Genomic DNA, 19,161 nt, shown 5'->3' with positions numbered 1-19,161 from the left:
TAAATTATTCTAAAGGGTAGAAAAGAGGAAAGATGAAAGCATTTTTAATTTTAGAGGATGGCACAGTTTTTGAAGGAACAAGTATTGGTTCTACAAGAGAAGTCATTAGTGAGATAGTTTTTAACACTTCAATGACTGGTTACCTTGAGGTGTTGACTGATCCTTCTTATGCAGGTCAGGCAGTGTGCATGACTTATCCATTGATTGGAAATTATGGAATCACTCCAGATATGGAAAGTGGCAAGCCATGGCCAGACGGCTTTATTGTAAGAGAGCTTAGCCGAATTCCTTCAAACTTCCGTTGCCAGGGAACAATTCAGGACTTCCTTGTAAAGCATGACATTCCAGGCATTGCAGGTATCGACACAAGAGCACTTACAAAAATCCTGCGTGACCGCGGAACTATGAACGGAATGATTACAACAAACGAAAACTACAACTTTGAAGAGATTCAGCCAAAGCTAAAGGCATACTCAACAGGTGATGTAGTTTCAAAGGTTACCTGCGACAAGAAGAAGGTGTTGCCAGGCTGCGGTATGAAGGTGGCACTCCTTGATTTTGGCGCAAAGAATAATATTGCAAAATCTCTCAATGACAGAGGCTGTGAGGTTACAATTTACCCAGCTCACACCTCGGCAGAAGAAATCCTTATGACAAATCCAGACGGAATTATGCTTTCAAACGGCCCTGGAGATCCAAAGGATTGCGGCCCAATTATTGACGAGGTTAGAAAGCTTTATGAGAGCGACACACCGATTTTTGCAATCTGCCTTGGTCATCAGCTGATGGCACTTGCCACTGGTGCGGACACACACAAGTTGAAATACGGTCATCGTGGAGGAAATCATCCTGTAAAGGATTTGGAGACTGGCAAGGTTTACATTTCCTCACAGAACCATGGCTACGTTGTAGATACAGATAAGCTGGACCCAGCAGTTGCTACACCAGCATTTGTAAATGTAAACGATGGCACCAACGAAGGACTTAAATACACAGGAAAGAACATCTTCACTGTTCAGTTTCATCCTGAGGCTTGCCCAGGACCACAGGACAGCGGATACTTGTTTGATAGATTTATTGGAATGATGGGAGGAGCGCAGTAATGCCAAAGAGAAATGACATTAAAAAGGTAATGGTGATTGGCTCAGGTCCTATCGTCATCGGACAGGCAGCGGAATTCGACTATGCAGGAACACAGGCTTGTCGTTCCCTTAAGGAAGAGGGCATGGAGGTATGCTTGGTAAACTCAAATCCAGCTACCATCATGACAGATAAGGAAATTGCAGATCAGGTTTACATCGAGCCTCTTACTGTTGATGTTTTAAAGCAGATTATTATCAAGGAAAAGCCAGATTCACTTCTTCCAACACTTGGTGGACAGGCTGGACTTAATCTTGGTATGGAGCTCGCTGAGAGCGGATTCCTTGAGGAGCAGGGAGTAAAGCTTATCGGTACAACAGCCGAAACAATCTTCCGCGCAGAGGATAGACAGGCTTTCAAGGATACAATGGAAAAGCTTGGGGAGCCAGTGGCAGCTTCACTTGTAGTAAATACAGTGGAGGATGGTATTAAGTTTACAAACACAATCGGCTACCCAGTAGTACTTAGACCTGCTTACACACTTGGTGGTTCAGGCGGTGGTATCGCACACAACCAGGCAGAGCTTGTTGAGATTCTTACAAACGGCCTTCGCCTTTCACGTGTGCACGAGGTACTTGTTGAAAGATGCATCGCTGGTTGGAAGGAAATCGAGTATGAGGTTATGCGAGATGCAGCTGGAAACTGCATCACAGTTTGTAACATGGAAAACATCGACCCAGTTGGTGTGCATACAGGTGACTCAATCGTAGTTGCTCCTTCACAGACACTTGGCGACAAGGAGTATCAGATGCTTCGTACATCTGCACTTCGCATTATCGATGAGCTTGGTATCACAGGTGGATGTAACGTACAGTATGCTCTTCATCCAGAGAGCTTCGAATACTGCGTAATCGAGGTAAACCCACGAGTATCCCGTTCATCTGCCCTTGCTTCAAAGGCAACAGGTTACCCAATCGCAAAGGTAGCTGCAAAGATTGCACTTGGATACACACTTGATGAGATTCCAAATGCAATCACCAAGAAGACCTTCGCGAGCTTCGAGCCAATGCTTGATTACTGTGTTGTAAAGATTCCACGTCTTCCATTTGATAAGTTCATTACAGCTACTAGAAAGCTCACCACTCAGATGAAGGCAACCGGTGAGGTTATGTCTATCTGCAACAACTTCGAGGGTGCCCTTATGAAGGCTATCCGTTCCTTGGAGCAGCATGTGGATTCTCTTATGAGCTACGACTTCTGTGATATGACAGATGAGGAGCTTGCAGAGGCACTTAAGGTTGTAGACGACAGAAGAATCTATTGCATCGCTGAGGCACTTAGACGAGGCGTATCCTACGAGAAGATTCACGAGATTACACAGATTGATATCTGGTTTATTGATAAGATTAAAATCTTGGTTGAGATGGAGCAGCGTTTGGCAAATGAGGAGCTTACAGTAGAGCTTCTTAAGGAGGCAAAGCGCATCGAGTTCCCAGATAACGTAATTGCGGATTTGAACGGCAAGATGACCGAAGAGGAAGTTCGCAAGATGCGTTACGATAACGGCATCGTTGCTGCTTACAAGATGGTTGATACCTGCGCGGCAGAGTTCGATGCTATGACTCCATACTACTACAGCGTATACGGCAGTGAGAACGAGGCCGTAAAGACTGAGGGGCGCAAGAAGGTTCTTGTACTTGGTTCAGGTCCTATCCGTATCGGCCAAGGTGTAGAGTTTGACTATTGTTCAGTACATGCTACCTGGGCATTTGCTAAGGAAGGCTGGGAGACAGTCATCGTAAACAACAACCCAGAGACAGTTTCTACTGACTTTGATATTGCCGACAAGCTTTACTTCGAGCCTCTTACAAACGAGGATGTAGAGTCAATCGTAAATCTTGAGAAGCCAGACGGAGCTATCGTTCAGTTCGGTGGTCAGACTGCTATCAAGCTTACAGAGCACCTTATGAAAATCGGCGTGCCAATCCTTGGTACAAAAGCAGAGGATGTAGATGCAGCAGAGGATAGAGAGCTCTTCGATGAGATTCTTGAGAAGACTCAGATTCCAAGAGCTGCTGGTGGCACTGTCTTCACAGCTGAGGAAGCAAAGGAAGTTGCAAACAGACTTGGCTATCCAGTGCTTGTTCGTCCTTCATACGTGCTTGGTGGTCAGGGTATGCAGATTGCCTTCAACGATGATGAGATAGAGAAGTTTATGGATATCATCAATCAGATAGCTCAGGATCATCCAATCCTTGTAGATAAATATTTACAGGGTAAGGAGATTGAGGTTGATGCCATCTGCGATGGTGAGAACATCCTAATTCCTGGTATTATGGAGCATATCGAGCGTACTGGTATCCACTCAGGTGATAGTATTTCGGTATATCCTGCTCATACAATCACACAGGATATCAAGGACAAGATTGTTGATTACACTGAGCGCCTTGCAAAGGCACTCCACGTACTTGGTATGATTAACATCCAGTTCATCGCAATGGACGGAGAGGTTTATGTAATCGAGGTTAACCCTCGAAGCTCACGTACAGTTCCTTACATCAGTAAGGTTACAGGTATTCCAATCGTTGACCTTGCAGCAAAGGCTATTCTTGGTCACAAGATTACAGATATGGGCTACAAGCCAGGACTTCAGCCAGAGGCAGATTACATCGCAATCAAGATGCCAGTGTTCTCCTTCGAGAAGCTTCGCGGTGCCGAGATTTCCCTTGGCCCTGAGATGAAGTCTACTGGTGAGTGCTTAGGTATCGCAAAGACCTTCGAGGAGGCACTTTACAAGGCATTCCTTGGTGCAGGAGTTGTACTTCCAAAGCACAAGCAGATGATTATCACTGTAAAGGATGCAGATAAGCCAGAGGCACTTGAGGTTGCAAAGCGTTTTGAGAAACTTGGTTACAAGATTTACGCAACACGTTCTACTGCAAAGTTCCTTCAGAATGGTGGAGTAGATGCCCTTCAGGTCAACAAGATTACTCAGGAATCTCCAAACGTAATGGACCTTATCCTTGGTCACAAGATCGACCTTGTAATCGACACACCTACACAGGGCCACGGTGACAAGACCCGTGATGGCTTCCTCATCAGAAGAAACGCCATCGAGACTGGTATCAACTGTATCACAGCCATGGATACTGCAGTGGCACTTGCAACATCTCTTGAGTCAGCAACTACAGAGTACACATTAGTGGACGTTGCTAAGATTTAACAATTTAATGCTAGAATTCTTTAGCCAGGAGTGGATTTATGATTCGCTCCTGGCTATTTTTGTGTAAGGAGATGGGGCAATGGGAAAGGAATATGGATATGCAAGGGTGAGTGACAAGCATCAGAAGGAAGATAGGCAACTCATCGCGCTGCAGGGTATGAATATTTCAAAGAAAAATATCTATGTAGATAAACAGTCTGGAAAGGATTTTAACAGGGAAGGCTATAAAAAGTTGATTAGGAAATTGAAGCCAGACGACGTGATATATGTGAAAAGCATAGACCGGTTGGGGCGCAATTACGAAGACATTTTGGAGCAGTGGAAGATGATAACAAAAGAGAAAAAGGCTGATATTGTTGTAATTGACAATCCACTGTTGGATACCAGACGAGGCAAGGATTTGATGGGCACATTTCTTACAGATGTTGTGCTGGCATTGTTAAGCTATGTGGCAGAAAACGAGAGGGTTAATATTCGACAGCGCCAGGCTGAAGGTATCGCAGCTGCAAAGGCGAAGGGGATTAGGTTTGGACCTGCTCCAAGTCCACTGCCTAAGAATTTCAATAAGGTTTATCGCAGATGGAGGCAAAAGGAGATTCCTTTGGCAGAGGCTGCCAGACAGTGCGGTATGCCGAAATCAACTTTTTATGATAGAGCCTGTAAATATGAGATTGGGAAAGAATGAAAAAAGTCCGAGGAAGTATACTTCTTCGGACTTTTTGTCAATCAATGATGTTAGAGATATGTTATCACTTTTGATGTCTAAAGTCTACATAACTTGCCCTTTTTTCTGAAAACTTATTAGTGATTTCCACCAACCCAATTTTATCCGAAGAAGTATACATCTTTAGACAATTCGGACAACGGGGGGTGAATTGTTATGGCTATTGAGCTTTATGCTCATAATAGAGACGCATATCAAGCTGCTATAGCTATGCTCAAAATAGCGGGCAAGGCTGCCATAATTCATCCAACAGGAACCGGTAAATCTTTTATCGGATTTAAGCTCTGCGAGGACAATCCAGACAAACACATTTGCTGGCTGTCCCCATCCAAATATATTTTCTCCACCCAATTAGAAAATTTAAGAAAAGAATGTGGATTAGAAAATGAAACTGATAGTTTCCTAACTAATATCACATTCGTGACATACGCTCGCTTGATGAACATGTCTGATGAAGAAATGCAGGCAATTGCACCTGACTATATTGTGCTGGACGAGTTTCATCGCTGCGGAGCAGTGGAGTGGGGACGCGGCATTGAGAGATTTCTTTCGATTCATCAGAATATTCCGATGCTTGGACTTTCAGCTACGGCCATTAGATATTTGGACAATCAGAGAGATATGAGCGATGAGCTTTTTGATGGTCATGTGGCCAGTGAAATGTCATTGGGTGAGTCAATAGTAAGAGGAATTTTGAACCCTCCGAAATATGTTCTTTCTCTTTATTCATATCAGGAAGAATTGAATAAATATGGAACCAGAGCAAGGCGCTCAAAGAGCAAAGTTGTAAGGGATAAGGCTGAAGAATATATAGACCAGCTAAGGCGAGCTCTTAACAAAGCGGAAGGCTTGGATAAGATTTTTGAAAAGCACATGTCTGATAAAACAGGAAAATATATAGTGTTCTGTTCCAACTTTGAAGCTATGCAGGATGCACTTGAAAAGGTGCCTAGCTGGTTTTCGCTGGTGGATAAAAACCCTCATGTGTATTCGGTATATTCAGATGATCCTACAGCCAGTGTAGCCTTTAAAGAATTCAAGGAAGATGAAGATGAGTCACACCTAAGACTTTTGCTTTGCATAGATGCTCTCAATGAAGGTGTGCATGTGGATGATATTTCAGGGGTGATCCTTTTAAGACCTACGGTTTCACCGATTATTTACAAGCAGCAGATTGGTAGGGCGCTTTCAGCCTCTAAGAAAAAGGATACTGTGATTTTTGACATAGTGAACAATATCCAGAATCTTTACAGCATTGATGTCATTAAAGAAGAAATGACAAATGCAATGCAGCATTTTAGGTCAGAGGCTAGTGAAGACTCTATCGTAAATACGAATTTTGAAGTGATTGCTGAAGTGAGCAATTGCTTAGAGCTTTTTAGGCAGCTGGAGGATACGCTTAATGCTGGCTGGGACTTTATGTATCAGGAGGCGAAAAAGTATTTTGACCAAAATGGAAACCTGATGGTGCCTGCTAGCTATATCTCAGAAGATGGTTATGGCCTTGGCAGGTGGATTAGAACTCAGCGCATTGCAAGGCAAAATAAAGATGCTGATTGTGAAGAAAAGTATGTCTACGGATATTGTCCCATCACAGATGAGCATGTGAAGATGCTGGATGAGATAGGGATGATTTGGAATTCAGTAATCAAGGAAAATTGGATTTTTAATTTTCGACTGGCTAAGGAGTTTTATCAGAAAAATGGGCATCTTATCGTTCCTCATGATTATGTAGTAAGAAGTGATGAGGATGATTCGAATGATATTAAGCTTGGCATTTGGATTACAAGTCAGCGAACTAGCTTCGCAAAAGGTAGGCTCTCCGAGGAGCAGATAAAGCTTATGGAACAAATCGGAATGAGCTGGGACCGTTACGATGAAAAATGGCAAAAGGGTTTTCAATACTGCAAGAGATATAAAAAGGAATATGGGGATATCAACTTTGTCCCTGCAGATTTTGAATATGAAGGCTTCAAGCTACAGCGATGGCTAAACACTCAGCGAAGCAGATGCAAGTTAGGGAAACTTAGTGAAGAGAGAATAAAAAAGCTACAGGAATTAGGATTTAAGCTGAGTGTCCATGAAGCATTTTGGGAGAGCGGATTTGTACATGCAGCCGAATACAAAAAGCAGCATGGTGATTTGAATGTTCCTAATGGCTATGTGTGCAGTGATGGATTCAAACTGAAATCCTGGCTGACCAATCAGAAGGCAAGATGCAAGAAGGGAATGCTCTCTGAGGGACAGGTTGGAAGACTGAAGGCTATTGGGGGCGTGTAGATGGGGGAGAGACTACAGAATGAACTGGGAATTAAACAAGATTCTTGAATTATCGAAAGGAAAGGTTGTGCTCCTTGCTGATGATGAAAGAAGGACTTATGCATCCGGTGATGAGGCAATTAAGCAGTTGAATAAAGAATATAAAGCTGTGTCAATTGCTCCTGAAGACGATGCACTTGTAATCAAGTTGGAAGAAAATCAAAGAGTTGGATACGATTCTAATTCTGATTTCGTAAAGAGTTATGTTGCTCAATATGGCAGAGAGCCAAATATGTTTGATGGGGATTAGGCGAGAGGAAGAGAGATGGCTAGCAACGATTCAATGACAGAATTTAAGAAGAAAAATATTCCTTTCAGTCCACCGGATATTTCAGATTTGGAAATAAAAGAAGTGGTAGAGGCGCTTAAATCTGGATGGATTACAACAGGCCCCAGAACGAAATTGTTAGAGCGCAGATTAGCTGCTTACATCGAAACGGGAAAGACGGATGTTGACTGTACTACTGAAGAGGCAATTGAAAAATATGGTCAAAGAGTAGTGTGTTTGAATAGCGCAACAGCAGCCGAAGAACTGAATTTTCGTATATGCGGAATTGGGGAGGGTGATGAGGTAATTGTTCCAGCTTATACATACACTGCATCAGCATCCGCTGCAGTTCATTGTGGTGCAAAGGTAATCTTTGTGGACAGTCAAAAAGATTCCACGGAAATGGATTATGACAAGGTCGCAGAGGCAATTACAGAAAAAACAAAAGCCATTGTGGCAGTAGATATTGGTGGAATAATTCCTGACTATGACAAGCTCTTTGAAATAGTAGAAGAAAAGAGAGATTTGTTCGTACCAAGCGGTAATACAGAATTGGGAAGAAAAATACAGAAAGCTATAGGTCGTGTGCTGATATTTGCTGACGCAGCCCATTCTCTTGGAGCAAGCAGAAATGGAAAGATGGCAGGAGCTACAGCTGATTTCACAGATTTTTCTTTCCATGCAGTAAAGAATTTCACAACTGCTGAGGGGGGAGCATCCACATGGAGAGAAATACCAGGCGTTGACAATGCTGATATTTATCATCAGTACCAGTTGTACAGTCTACATGGTCAGAGTAAGGATGCATTGGCAAAGACTCAGATTGGAGCTTGGGAATATGACATTCAGGGAGCATGGTACAAGTGCAATATGACGGATGTAACTGCTGCTATTGGTCTTCGTCAGTTGGATCGTTACTCAGGAATGCTGGCTAGAAGGAAAGACATTATTGGAAGATATGATGCTATGTGTGATGAGCTTGGCGTGAAACATCTTATTCATTATACAGAGGATGGTGACTCTTCCGGACATCTTTATCTTACAAGAATTCCAGGCATAAGCGACGAGACTAGACGAGAGATTATAGTGAAGTTGGCAGAACGTGGAGTGAATACCAATGTTCATTACAAGCCACTTCCGATGATGACTGCATATAAAGAAATGGGATGGGATATAAAAGATTTTCCAAACGCATACGGCTACTACGTGAATCTGGTTACGCTGCCGCTACATACAAAGCTTACAGATGAGGATGTTGATTATGTAATCAGTAACTATAAGGAAGTGGTTAGCAAATATATCTAAGGAAGTTTAGATAAACCAATGACCTTATTTGAAGGGAGACATCTAAATGCTGAAAAGTTGGGAAGAACTTCCTGATTTTATGAAGACACCTGAAGTGAGACCATACTGGGAAGTTCTATGGAAACGACGGTGGCAGCTGCTGGTTAAAAGAATATTCGACTTTATAGTGGCAGTAATACTGTTGATTATACTAGTAATTCCTATGACGGTTATTGCTGTAGCAATAAAAATGGATAGTGAAGGTCCTATATTCTATCGGCAGGAGAGAGTTACGACTTATGGAAAACATTTTAGGATTCATAAGTTTAGGACAATGGTTACGAATGCAGATAAGATTGGCACTGCAGTTACAGTTGGAGAGGACCCACGTATAACGAGAGTGGGAAGTAGGCTTAGAAGATTAAGATTGGACGAGCTACCACAGTTACTTGATGTGATTCAAGGCAATATGTCATTCGTAGGCACGAGACCTGAGGCAGTGAAGTATGTTGAAAAGTATAAACCAGAGTGGAATGCAACACTGCTAATGCCAGCAGGGATAACCAGTGAATGTAGTATTAGGTATAAGGATGAGGATAAGCTGCTGGATGGGGCTGATGATGTGGATAGGGTGTATGTGGAAGAAGTATTACCTAGGAAGATGAATTGGAATATAGATAGCATAAGAAATTATAGTTTCTGGGTAGATTTGAGTACGATGTTGAGGACAGTATTGGTTGTGTTTGGAAAGGAATATGTATAACTGTAAGGTAAGGCTATGGCTGCTCTTAGCGTATTGATGTCATTATACATAAAAGAAAAAACTGAATATGCAAGAGAGTGTTTTGAAAGTCTACTAAGGCAAACAGTACCTGCAGATGAGTGGGTCATAGTTGAAGATGGACCTCTAACAGATGAAATGTATCATCTGTTAGATGAATATCAAGAACAATATCCAAGACTTATTAAGAGAGTTCGGCTTGAGATTAATGGCGGTCTTGGGTTAGCACTTAAAGCTGGTGTTCCAGTGTGCAGTAATGAACTCATTGCGAGAATGGATACAGATGATATTGCTAGGGAAGACAGGTTTGAGAAACAATTGGCAGTTTTTGAAAATAATCCTACTCTTGATATTTGTGGAAGCTATGTTGATGAATTTGAGGATAGCCACAATATAATTGTTGCAAGGCGAACAGTACCGATTAAACATGAGGATATTATTGAATATCAGAAAAAGCGAGATGCATTTAATCATGTGACTGTGATGTTTAAAAAGAGTGCTGTATTGGCTGCAGGTAATTATCAATCATGTCCTCTAATGGAAGATACATATTTGTGGGCGAGAATGATAATGAGTGGTGCTAAGTGTGCGAATGTTAATGAATCTTTAGTCTATGTCAGAATAGGTAAGGGAATGTATGAACGACGTGGAGGATGGAGTTATTTTAAGAAATATAAAAGTGGGCAGAAGATGGTTAATGATTTGGGATATACGAGTCGTCAAGATTTTTTTCTCACAGTTACTATTCAGTTTATTGTTGCAATGATGCCAGGATGGTTAAGAGGTTTTGTATTTAAGAGAATACTCCATAGGTGATATAGAATAGAACGATTTTGACGTAAAATGGTGGCTGTTTATGCAAAGAATACTTCAGGTTGGATTTAGCAGTAATCCAGGAGGTGTTGAAAATGTGGTGATGAATTATTACAGAGCCATAGATAAAACACGATTTCAATTTGACTTCTTAGATATTTATGGTGGTGGAATTGCATACCAAGATCAAATAGAAAAGATGGGTGGAAGAATTATAAGGATTCAAAATTATAAAAAGCATCCATTCAATGCCTACAAACAGATTCTAAATGTACTTAGTTCAATGGATTATAAATGTATGCATGTACATATGCAGTCAGCTGCAAATCTTTTACCAATTATAGCAGGAAGAAGAAGGCATATAAGAGTAATTGCTCATTCGCATTCTAGTTCAACTCCAAAAGGGGTTTTAAGAAAATTACTACACATTATTAATATTAATATTTTAAGAAATATGGATATTGAAAAGTATGCTTGTGGAGAGCGAGCTGGATTGTGGATGTGGGGTAACAAATTCGACAAGAAGAATATAATATGTAACGCTACTGATTTATCACGATATGAATTTAACCCAATTATAAGGGAAAACAAAAGAAGGGAAATTGGATTTGAAAATAAGATTGTAATTGGTTTTGTGGGAAGATTTGGAGAGGAGAAAAACACTTTCTTCTTGATAGATGTGCTAGAAAAATTGTTAGAAAAAAATAAGGAGGTAAGGCTGTTAACCGTTGGTGGGAATGATTTATATGATGAGTTTGTAAATAGAATTAAAGAAAGACATTTAGATAAATACTATTATTCAGCGGCGGTTCAAAAAGATGTATCTCCGTGGTATCAGGTAATGGATGTGTTCCTTATGCCAAGTTATTTTGAGGGGTTTCCAATGGTTGGCGTGGAGGCGCAAGCTGCAGGACTACAATGTTACTTTTCAAACAGAATTAGTAGAGAGGTAGATTTGACTGGTAATGCAAGATTTCTTCCTATAGATAAGGAAAATGCTGCATTATTGTAGGCAGATGAGATTTTAAATAGAAAAGAAATAAATGAGAAGGTAAGTCAGTCTTCTCTCGAAAAATACGATGTGATTAAGGCGGTAAAAAGATTGGAAGATATTTATAACACTATTAAGTCTGAAGCGTGACATTAAATGGTGATAATACATTGTAAGACTAGTTATATAATTGGCTGATGTTGGCTGTGAAGAAAGCAAGTTCTGAAATTGCACAATTTATTTAATTGAGGAATAGATATGAAAGCGTTAGTTAAATGTCCTGTTCTGCTGATGGGAGTGGCATATTTTTTTTATCTTATTAATCCATGGGGGTGGACAATGATGATCCATATGGCGCCCTTATATATGATTATTGTTGTAGTGATTTTGCACAATAATTCGTGGAAAGTACGAATAAATAGATTATGCTATCCGTTTTTGTTCTACACCCTATATACTATTTTTTCAATTGTTTTTATAGCTAATTTGGATGGGACAAATGGAAAAGTAATTAGGTGTATTTATGAGCTGTTAATATTAATAGTTATTTCTTCATATAATTTTGATAAGCAAGACATAAATTTTATTGTTAAATGTATGATTATTACGTGTCATCTAATCACTATTAAGATGATTTTTCAAGGTGCAGTGTTGGTAGATGATCCAAACCGGCATGTAATTTCTAACTTTGGAGCAACAATGGATCCAAATTATTTGGCTGCAGCATACATTTTCCCGATTATTTACGTATTTGATAGGGTATTAAATAGAAATAGAAGGATAGTCGAACTAATTAATTTATGCTTTCTTGTGATAGGCGTAGTAATGATAGGCTCTAGGGGAGCTATTTTGTCAATATTGATTGGAGTATTGATGGGATATCTCATGGGAAAACATTCTACAAAACATATAGCGATGGGCTTAATAGGAGTGTGTTTAATTATTGTTATATATAGTCTTTTGCCATCATACTTCGCAGGAAGATATTCATTTGCTAGTTTACATAATGATAACGGAAGCAATTATTTGAGATTTAATCTTTGGAAAACATGTTTCGCTATTTTTTTGACAAATCCTATATGGGGCAGAGGTGGAAATTCAATGCAAAATTTTGGACCAGAATATGGAGCATATAAAAATTTACTTGCCCATAGTACCTATTTAGATACGCTAGCTGATTATGGACTCATTGGTGGTTTGTTATTTTTTCTTTTCTTGCTTTTAATTGTGAAAATGTCATTTAATTCACGGAACAGTTTAACTTTTGGTGTGATGTGTGGAACTCTGGTTTGTTCGATTTTCATATCTGCAGAGCATTCTGCTTTTTTTTGGCAGAATATAATTGTTTGTTTGATATTGAACAAGGAAAAAGAAATGGAAACATACTTTATGCATTTGATTCACGATGGATATGCGACTAGCTTGCTATAACAAGTTATTTTTTCATTTTGAAAATTTTTATTATAGGGGTGTTCTATGATTAGTGTCATAATGAGTGTATTTAACGAGAAAATTGATTGGATAAAGCAATCCGTGCAATCAATTTTGAATCAAACATATGCTAATCTAGAATTTATAATTGTGATTGATAATCCGAATGTAGATAAATCGGTTTTATTGTATTTAAATGGTTTGCCACATATTGATAGTAGAGTGAAAATCCTTATGAATGAAAAAAATGTGGGATTAGCTATTTCGTTAAACAGAGCATTAGCAGTTGCTACAGGAGAATTAATAGCACGTATGGATGCTGATGATATTTCTGAGATAGACAGATTGGAAAAAGAAATTAAGTATTTGATGAATCATAAATTGGATATTTGGTCCTGTGTCAAGATTTAGTACAAATTAAAATGAGAGGTTCTGCCAGTTAAGCAACTGACGGAGACTTCACCCTTTCATACAACCTTTCATATTCATCAGGAGACATATAGTTACAATGACTATGAATCCTGACGGTGTTATAGAATGCTTCAATGTATTCAAAAACAAGCATGTATGCATGCCTGTAATCGGTAATGGTAAATCTGTTAAGCCATTCTCTTTTTATTAGTGAATGGAAGGATTCGATGCAGGCGTTATCATAAGGATAGCCACTATGAGAGTAGCTACGCTGCATCTTTGCAGTAGCTTCTTGCCAGGCCTTTGAAACATACTGACTACCACGGTCAGAGTGGATAATCAAAGGTAAATCAGTGTCTCGATTAGCCTTAGCTTTTTCAATAGTTTCAATAACAGTAGAAACCTCCATGGTTTCTGCGAGGGTCCAGGCAATGATTTTCCTGGCAAATAAGTCCATGACGCAGTTCAGATAAACAAATCCGTTCTGAGTCCAAATATATGTGATATCAGTACACCAAACAGCATTTGGTCTATCTGGATTGAATTGTTCATCAAGGATGTTGTGAAGCTCTTTGCTAAAATCAGAGTCTCTGGTTGTGGTAGTCCAAGGCTTCACCCACTGGGCTTTAATGCCCATTTCACGCATGTATAAACCTACAGTGCGGTCGGATATAGTTTCTCCAGAATTGCGAAGAGTCTGTGCTATTTTAGGGGCTCCGTAGTTCTGTTTAGAATCATCATAGATGGTCTGGATTTTCTTTTTTACCGCTTCTTTACGTTGCTTAGTAGCAGAAACCTTGCGATTAAGAAAAGAGCGATATCCAGAGCGAGAAACACCTAAAAATTTCAGCATTCCAGAAGTAGAAACACGGTGTCCAGTAACTTTAGATGCCTCTACCTTTGCGGAAACTTCAGTATAGATAGCTTCCGTTAATTTTTCCCCAGAATGCTGATGGCTTTTTTTAACACATCAAGTGCATCCTGAGCATCGCGTAACTCACGTTTCAATCTAGCGATTTCCTTCGCTTCATCTGATTCGTAATTACCCGAACCACGAACAGGAATATCGCCATCGTGGTCTCTGTACTGAGATTCCCAACGGGCCAAGGTGCTGACACCTATTCCTAGGTTCTTGGCACACTCTGATTGAGTGAGATCAGGATGCTCCTTACGATAGTTGATGGCATCCAACTTGAATTGCTTGCTGTGTTGTTTTCTTTGACGTGACATAATGAGTTCCTCCATTTGTTGATTATACAATACTTGAAGGGAATATCTCATTTTGTTTTGTACTATTTAGATGCTAACACTAATTGTTTCATCTAATAAAGTTGATATTGATGAAGCAGGAAACATTATCCGAAGAGAAAGCATTGTAACTCGAGATCCAAACTCAACTTTGGAATATTCAAATGTTATCGTTCATCCTTCGGTTTTGATGAAAACAGAAGTGATACGTAGTTTGGATGGCTATAGACCACTTAAAAACTCGGAAGACTACGATTTATGGTTGAGAATGATAGACGACAATTATAAGTTGGGAATACTTGATGAATATTTGTTGAAATATAGAATAAGGGGCAATAGTGCGTCGGTAGGGAGGTGTCTTGAGCAATACTATATAAACAAATATATATTAAAACTCCATAAAGAAAGACAATTTTATGGCAATGATTCATTTTCCATACGTAACCAAGAAGAGTATCTAGATAAATGTGATTTTTCTAATAGAAAGACGGATAAGTACAGAAAGGCATGCAAGTATTATTGTGTAATTATTGATAGTAGGAGAGAAAAAAAGTATTTAAAGGCAATAATATTTCTGGCTAAGGCTTTTGTAGTATATCCAACTCTAACTTTTGAGAAAATAAAGAATTATTATTTTATTAATCTTAAAAGCTAATAAAAAATATTCGTGGCTTCCGGTACATTTTAAATACAGCCAAGAAATTCGTGGACAGCTGTAGTTATAAAAATATGGATATTTAGGTAGAAAATTAAATTGCATTAAAAGTTGATTATTTTTTTGGTTAAGGGACGCCTCATCTCGAATATCCTGATGGGAAATTCGAGACGAGGGGAGAACAAGGCAAGAATAGATATATATGATTATTATAAACTGATTATTAGTAAAACAGGATTATTTGTGATTGTTAAGGAAATATGAAGAAGACTTTGCTAAAGAAGGCATTAAGATAGTTTATTTTCACTTATACAAAGAGAGTATCAATCACAAAAATAAGTGAAGCATTGAAGGCTGTTAGAGGGGATTGCTGAAGATATAAAACCACGAGAACACATAAACGGAGGCAACTCAAATGGTTGATAAGCAGTTTTGTATGAGTTCTTATCTCATGTATAGATATGTATATGACAGTGAAAAAGCATTTAGTGAAAAAAAATCTTGCCGTCAGGTAGATTTAAATTTTAACAGATTACCTGTTAAAGATAAGGATGCACTATATAAGGCATTAAAATATTATGTGGATGAAGCTTGCTTAGATGGAAAAGCGGCTCTAGCATTGAGCGGGGGAATTGATTCTGCAATTCTTGCAAGGCTCGTTCCGGAAGGTACGAAAGCTTATACCTTTAGGTGTGTTGTACCAGGAGTCAAAGTAATCGATGAATCAGAGTCTGCTAAACGTTGGGCCGACATGAATAATCTTAACCATGAGATTATAGATATCACATGGGAAGATATAGTACTAGCTGCAGATAAGTGTATGTATCATAAAGGTTCACCAATTCATTCGATTGAAGCACAAATATATATAGCTGCAACGAAAGCTGTGGGGGAAGGCAAAACAAAGTTTATTCTTGGAGAAAACGCAGATATTATTTATGGCGGAATGAACGGACTTCTTGCTAAAGATTGGCTATATCACGAATTCGTTGATAGGTATACATATGTAATGCCCTATAGAGTTCTTAGGAATCCAGTTATGCCACTTGAACCATATAAGGAATATGAGATAGATGGGCATATAGATGGACATGACTTTATAAATAAATATTTTAGGCAGGAAGCGTTGGGCACATATACAAATGCCTGTGAGACTGCAGGGATAAAATTCATAGGACCATATTCTCTAACATATTTAGACGCTCCTATAGATTACGCAAGAATACGATCAGGCGATACAAAGTATGTAATAAGAGAGTTGTTTAGATATTTATATCCCGGAGTAGAGTTACCTGCAAAAATACCAATGCCAAGGCCCGTTAATGAGTGGTTCGCAGATTGGAAAGGACCAGTAAGAGCAGAGTTTGTACCATATTGCACAGATGACATGACGGGAGATCAAAAATGGATGATTTGGTGTTTAGAACGATACTTGAATATGATTGAGGAGACCAGCTATGAATAGTATGTTCTTTTTACAAGATAGATATTGCGAGATACGAGACAATAAAGACGTGCAAGAATTGCTGATGTATTTATTTGAAAAATTTAAGATTATTTGCGAGAGTAATAATTTTAGATATTATGCATTTGGGGGCACCCTTCTTGGTGCTGTTAGACATTCTGGCTTTATTCCGTGGGATGATGATATTGATATTGGAATGCCAAGAGCTGATTATGAAGAATTTTTGGATTTTATGAAGAATTATAATGATGATAGTATTATTGAGGTCATGAATTATCCTAGGAAGAACTACGCATATCCGTTTGCTAAGTTCTGTTTGAAGGATAGCTATCTTTTGGAAGATTATATTCAGAAATATGCAGAAATAAAACTTTATATGGATATATTTCCAATTGACGGATATCCTCCGGAAGAATTAGAAGGAAAACATTTTTCTAAATTGAGATTGTTAAAGAAAATCAGAACTATAAAAATGGACAATAACAAATCTTCAAAGAAGAATATGGATAAGTGTGAATATATTAGACATTTGCTAATTCAGAAAATAGCTTTTTTTATTCCAATGAATTTCATAATAAAATCTGAGATTGATGAATGCAAAAAATATCCATTTGATAAATGTGAATATTCATGCTTGCAGGGAGCAGGTTGGTGCGAAAAAGGAAAAATTAAACGAACCGAATTAGAGAGAATTGCTATATATCCGTTTGAAAACAGTACAATAGCTGGGATAGTTAATGCAGATTATAACCTGTCTATGTTTTATGGAGACTATATGTCTTTACCACCAGTAGAAAAGCGACAATCTAATCATAATTATCGGCTTTATGTTTCTCAAGATTTGTATACTGCTGTTTGTAATAAATCAACATGATTAGCGAAGTGATTAGATGGCATTTAAATCCAATTGAAAATCTTAAAATAAAAATGCTATACAAGGAGAATATAAAATGATTATAGGTTATACGACAGGTGTTTATGATCTTTTTCATGTAGGACATCTTAATCTATTAAAGAATGCAAAAGGCATGTGTGACAAGCTAATAGTAGGTGTAACTGTTGATGAACTTGTACAGTACAAAGGAAAAAACGCACTTATACCATTTGAGGATCGTATTGAAATAGTACGATCTTGCAAGTACGTTGATGCTGCGGTTCCGCAATATGACATGGATAAGCTTAAAGCATGCAAGGAACTTGGCGCCACGATGCTTTTTGTGGGGGATGACTGGTATGGCACAGAAAAGTGGCAGAGGTATGAAGATGAATTCGCAGAAGAAGGTGTCAAGATTGTTTATTTTCCTTATACCAAGGGTGTTTCTAGCACGAAGATAACAGAGGCTTTGAAGCAGGTCAGAGGATGGACCAGTGAAGCGTCTGAGAGAGCAATGAAAAAACATATTAATGTTGAGGGCGAAGAGAATAATGATTGATAAGAGATTCTGTATGAGCTCATATATGGCATTTCGCTATATAGAAAAAGATGGCGTAGAATTCTATGAGAGTATGAAGCATAAGAATATTACTCCTATCTCAGATGAAGAGCGAATTTCAGTTCACACTGCTGATGATATTGATACTGAAATCAGAAATCAAATGGAACAGTTCAAGGATATGAAGAAGGGAATTCTTCTTTCTGGCGGAATGGATTCTGCAATTGTAGCTTCATATCTTTCAGGTTCAGATGCTTATACGTTCAGATTTTTAGGCGGTGATTTCCAAAAAGAAGAGTTAGAACGTGCTGAATACTACGCAAAGTACTTTGGTCTGAATCTACATTATGTGGATATTAGTTGGGACACGGTAGTAGCTCATCTTATACCTGTAATGAAAGCTAAGGCTGCGCCTGTTCATTCAATTGAACCACAGATCCTTCAGGCAGCATTTCAAGCAAAAGCCGATGGTGTAGAAATCATGTTCGTTGGAGAGAGCAGTGATTTAATATTTGGTGGGATGGATGGACTGCTTGCAAAGGACTGGACCTTTGATGAATTTATGGAGCGATACATCTTCACTAAGCCAGAGGATGTTTTAGTTGAGCCTGTATCTATGCAGTATTTGTTTGAGCGTTATCGTGTAGATGGAGATAAGATTGATTTCCTTAAGTTTATGGATGATGTTTTTTCTATAGAATCATCAAGCTCATATTTGAATGCATTTGAGGTTGCAGGAATGCCATATTATGATCCTTATGCACGTCTTAAGATGGCTGAAGAATTGGATTTGTATAGAGTTCGACATGGAGAGCCAAAGTATCTGATTCGCGAACTGATGCATATGAAATATCCAGAGATTCCTGTGCCTAATAAGAATCCGATGCCAAGACCTGTTGATGAGTACTTCAAGACTTGGGAAGGTCCAAAGCGACCAGAGTTCAGAAATGATATTGATATGAATCGTTTTACAGGTAATCAGAAGTGGCAGATGTATTGTTTAGAGCAATTCTTAAATATGAATGAAGCATAGAA

The 19,161-nt window shown here is 38.9% G+C and carries 18 protein-coding genes; 16 read left to right on the top strand and 2 right to left on the bottom strand.

Annotated features, from left to right (window positions below; translation table 11 throughout):
* Positions 1-32 precede the first annotated feature (32 nt).
* From FXF36_RS13755 to FXF36_RS13705, 11 genes are all read left to right on the top strand, one after another.
* A complete protein-coding gene (locus FXF36_RS13755; protein ID WP_151625036.1) occupies positions 33-1,103 on the top strand; it encodes a carbamoyl phosphate synthase small subunit in 1,071 nt (356 codons plus the stop codon).
* On the top strand, positions 1,103-4,303 hold the full coding sequence (gene carB / locus FXF36_RS13750; protein WP_151625034.1) for a carbamoyl-phosphate synthase large subunit: 3,201 nt from the start codon (positions 1,103-1,105) through the stop codon (positions 4,301-4,303). The genes FXF36_RS13755 and carB overlap by 1 nt, the downstream gene beginning before the upstream one ends.
* Before the next feature lie 79 nt (positions 4,304-4,382).
* Positions 4,383-4,988, top strand: coding sequence for a recombinase family protein (locus tag FXF36_RS13745; protein WP_151625032.1), 606 nt, complete (start codon positions 4,383-4,385; stop codon positions 4,986-4,988).
* Positions 4,989-5,183: 195 nt separating this feature from the next.
* Positions 5,184-7,307, top strand: a complete 2,124-nt coding sequence (locus FXF36_RS13740) for a Helicase associated domain protein (protein WP_151625030.1) — start codon at positions 5,184-5,186, stop codon at positions 7,305-7,307.
* Positions 7,308-7,326: 19 nt separating this feature from the next.
* Positions 7,327-7,596 carry a hypothetical protein gene (locus FXF36_RS13735; protein WP_151625027.1) on the top strand — a complete coding sequence of 90 codons (270 nt, stop codon included), beginning with the start codon at positions 7,327-7,329 and terminating at the stop codon, positions 7,594-7,596.
* Positions 7,597-7,611: 15 nt separating this feature from the next.
* A complete protein-coding gene (locus tag FXF36_RS13730; RefSeq protein WP_243143518.1) occupies positions 7,612-8,919 on the top strand; it encodes a DegT/DnrJ/EryC1/StrS family aminotransferase in 1,308 nt (435 codons plus the stop codon).
* A 46-nt stretch (positions 8,920-8,965) separates the two neighbouring features.
* Positions 8,966-9,661 (top strand): sugar transferase, encoded by a 696-nt coding sequence (locus tag FXF36_RS13725; protein WP_151625025.1) that lies wholly within the window; start codon positions 8,966-8,968, stop codon positions 9,659-9,661.
* 15 nt (positions 9,662-9,676) lie between these two features.
* Positions 9,677-10,495 carry a glycosyltransferase gene (locus FXF36_RS13720; RefSeq protein WP_151625022.1) on the top strand — a complete coding sequence of 273 codons (819 nt, stop codon included), beginning with the start codon at positions 9,677-9,679 and terminating at the stop codon, positions 10,493-10,495.
* A gap of 40 nt (positions 10,496-10,535) precedes the next feature.
* Positions 10,536-11,504 carry a glycosyltransferase gene (locus tag FXF36_RS13715; protein WP_151625020.1) on the top strand — a complete coding sequence of 323 codons (969 nt, stop codon included), beginning with the start codon at positions 10,536-10,538 and terminating at the stop codon, positions 11,502-11,504.
* A 237-nt stretch (positions 11,505-11,741) separates the two neighbouring features.
* A complete protein-coding gene (locus FXF36_RS13710) occupies positions 11,742-12,914 on the top strand; it encodes an O-antigen ligase family protein (RefSeq protein ID WP_151625018.1) in 1,173 nt (390 codons plus the stop codon).
* A 45-nt stretch (positions 12,915-12,959) separates the two neighbouring features.
* Entirely contained in the window at positions 12,960-13,325 is a 366-nt protein-coding gene (locus tag FXF36_RS13705; RefSeq protein ID WP_151625016.1) for a glycosyltransferase family 2 protein, read from the top strand.
* 28 nt (positions 13,326-13,353) lie between these two features.
* Here FXF36_RS13705 and FXF36_RS13700 read toward each other — a convergent pair whose 3' ends face one another.
* Positions 13,354-14,247, bottom strand: coding sequence for an IS3 family transposase (locus FXF36_RS13700; RefSeq protein WP_151622877.1), 894 nt, complete (start codon positions 14,245-14,247; stop codon positions 13,354-13,356).
* Positions 14,248-14,255: 8 nt separating this feature from the next.
* Positions 14,256-14,555, bottom strand: coding sequence for a transposase (locus FXF36_RS13695; protein WP_151622876.1), 300 nt, complete (start codon positions 14,553-14,555; stop codon positions 14,256-14,258).
* Between the two features lie 70 nt (positions 14,556-14,625).
* Between FXF36_RS13695 and FXF36_RS13690 the strand changes: the two genes are divergently transcribed.
* The 5 genes from FXF36_RS13690 to FXF36_RS13670 all read left to right on the top strand — a co-directional run bounded on the left by FXF36_RS13690 (position 14,626) and on the right by FXF36_RS13670 (position 19,159).
* Positions 14,626-15,228, top strand: coding sequence for a glycosyltransferase family protein (locus tag FXF36_RS13690; RefSeq protein ID WP_151625014.1), 603 nt, complete (start codon positions 14,626-14,628; stop codon positions 15,226-15,228).
* 415 nt (positions 15,229-15,643) lie between these two features.
* Positions 15,644-16,693, top strand: coding sequence for an asparagine synthase-related protein (locus FXF36_RS13685; RefSeq protein WP_151625012.1), 1,050 nt, complete (start codon positions 15,644-15,646; stop codon positions 16,691-16,693).
* Positions 16,686-17,567 carry a LicD family protein gene (locus FXF36_RS13680; protein ID WP_151625010.1) on the top strand — a complete coding sequence of 294 codons (882 nt, stop codon included), beginning with the start codon at positions 16,686-16,688 and terminating at the stop codon, positions 17,565-17,567. Before FXF36_RS13685 ends, FXF36_RS13680 begins: the two co-directional genes overlap by 8 nt.
* A 76-nt stretch (positions 17,568-17,643) precedes the next feature.
* Entirely contained in the window at positions 17,644-18,126 is a 483-nt protein-coding gene (locus FXF36_RS13675; protein WP_151625008.1) for an FAD synthase family protein, read from the top strand.
* Between the two features lie 25 nt (positions 18,127-18,151).
* Positions 18,152-19,159 (top strand): asparagine synthase-related protein, encoded by a 1,008-nt coding sequence (locus tag FXF36_RS13670; RefSeq protein ID WP_243143517.1) that lies wholly within the window; start codon positions 18,152-18,154, stop codon positions 19,157-19,159.
* The last annotated feature ends 2 nt before the right edge of the window (positions 19,160-19,161 follow it).

The sequence above is a fragment of the Pseudobutyrivibrio xylanivorans genome (genome assembly GCF_008935055.1).
In the GTDB taxonomy this organism is placed as follows: domain Bacteria; phylum Bacillota; class Clostridia; order Lachnospirales; family Lachnospiraceae; genus Pseudobutyrivibrio; species Pseudobutyrivibrio xylanivorans_A.
The sequence above is the reverse complement of the archived record's forward strand: the minus strand, read 5'-3'. Positions and strand labels throughout refer to the sequence as shown.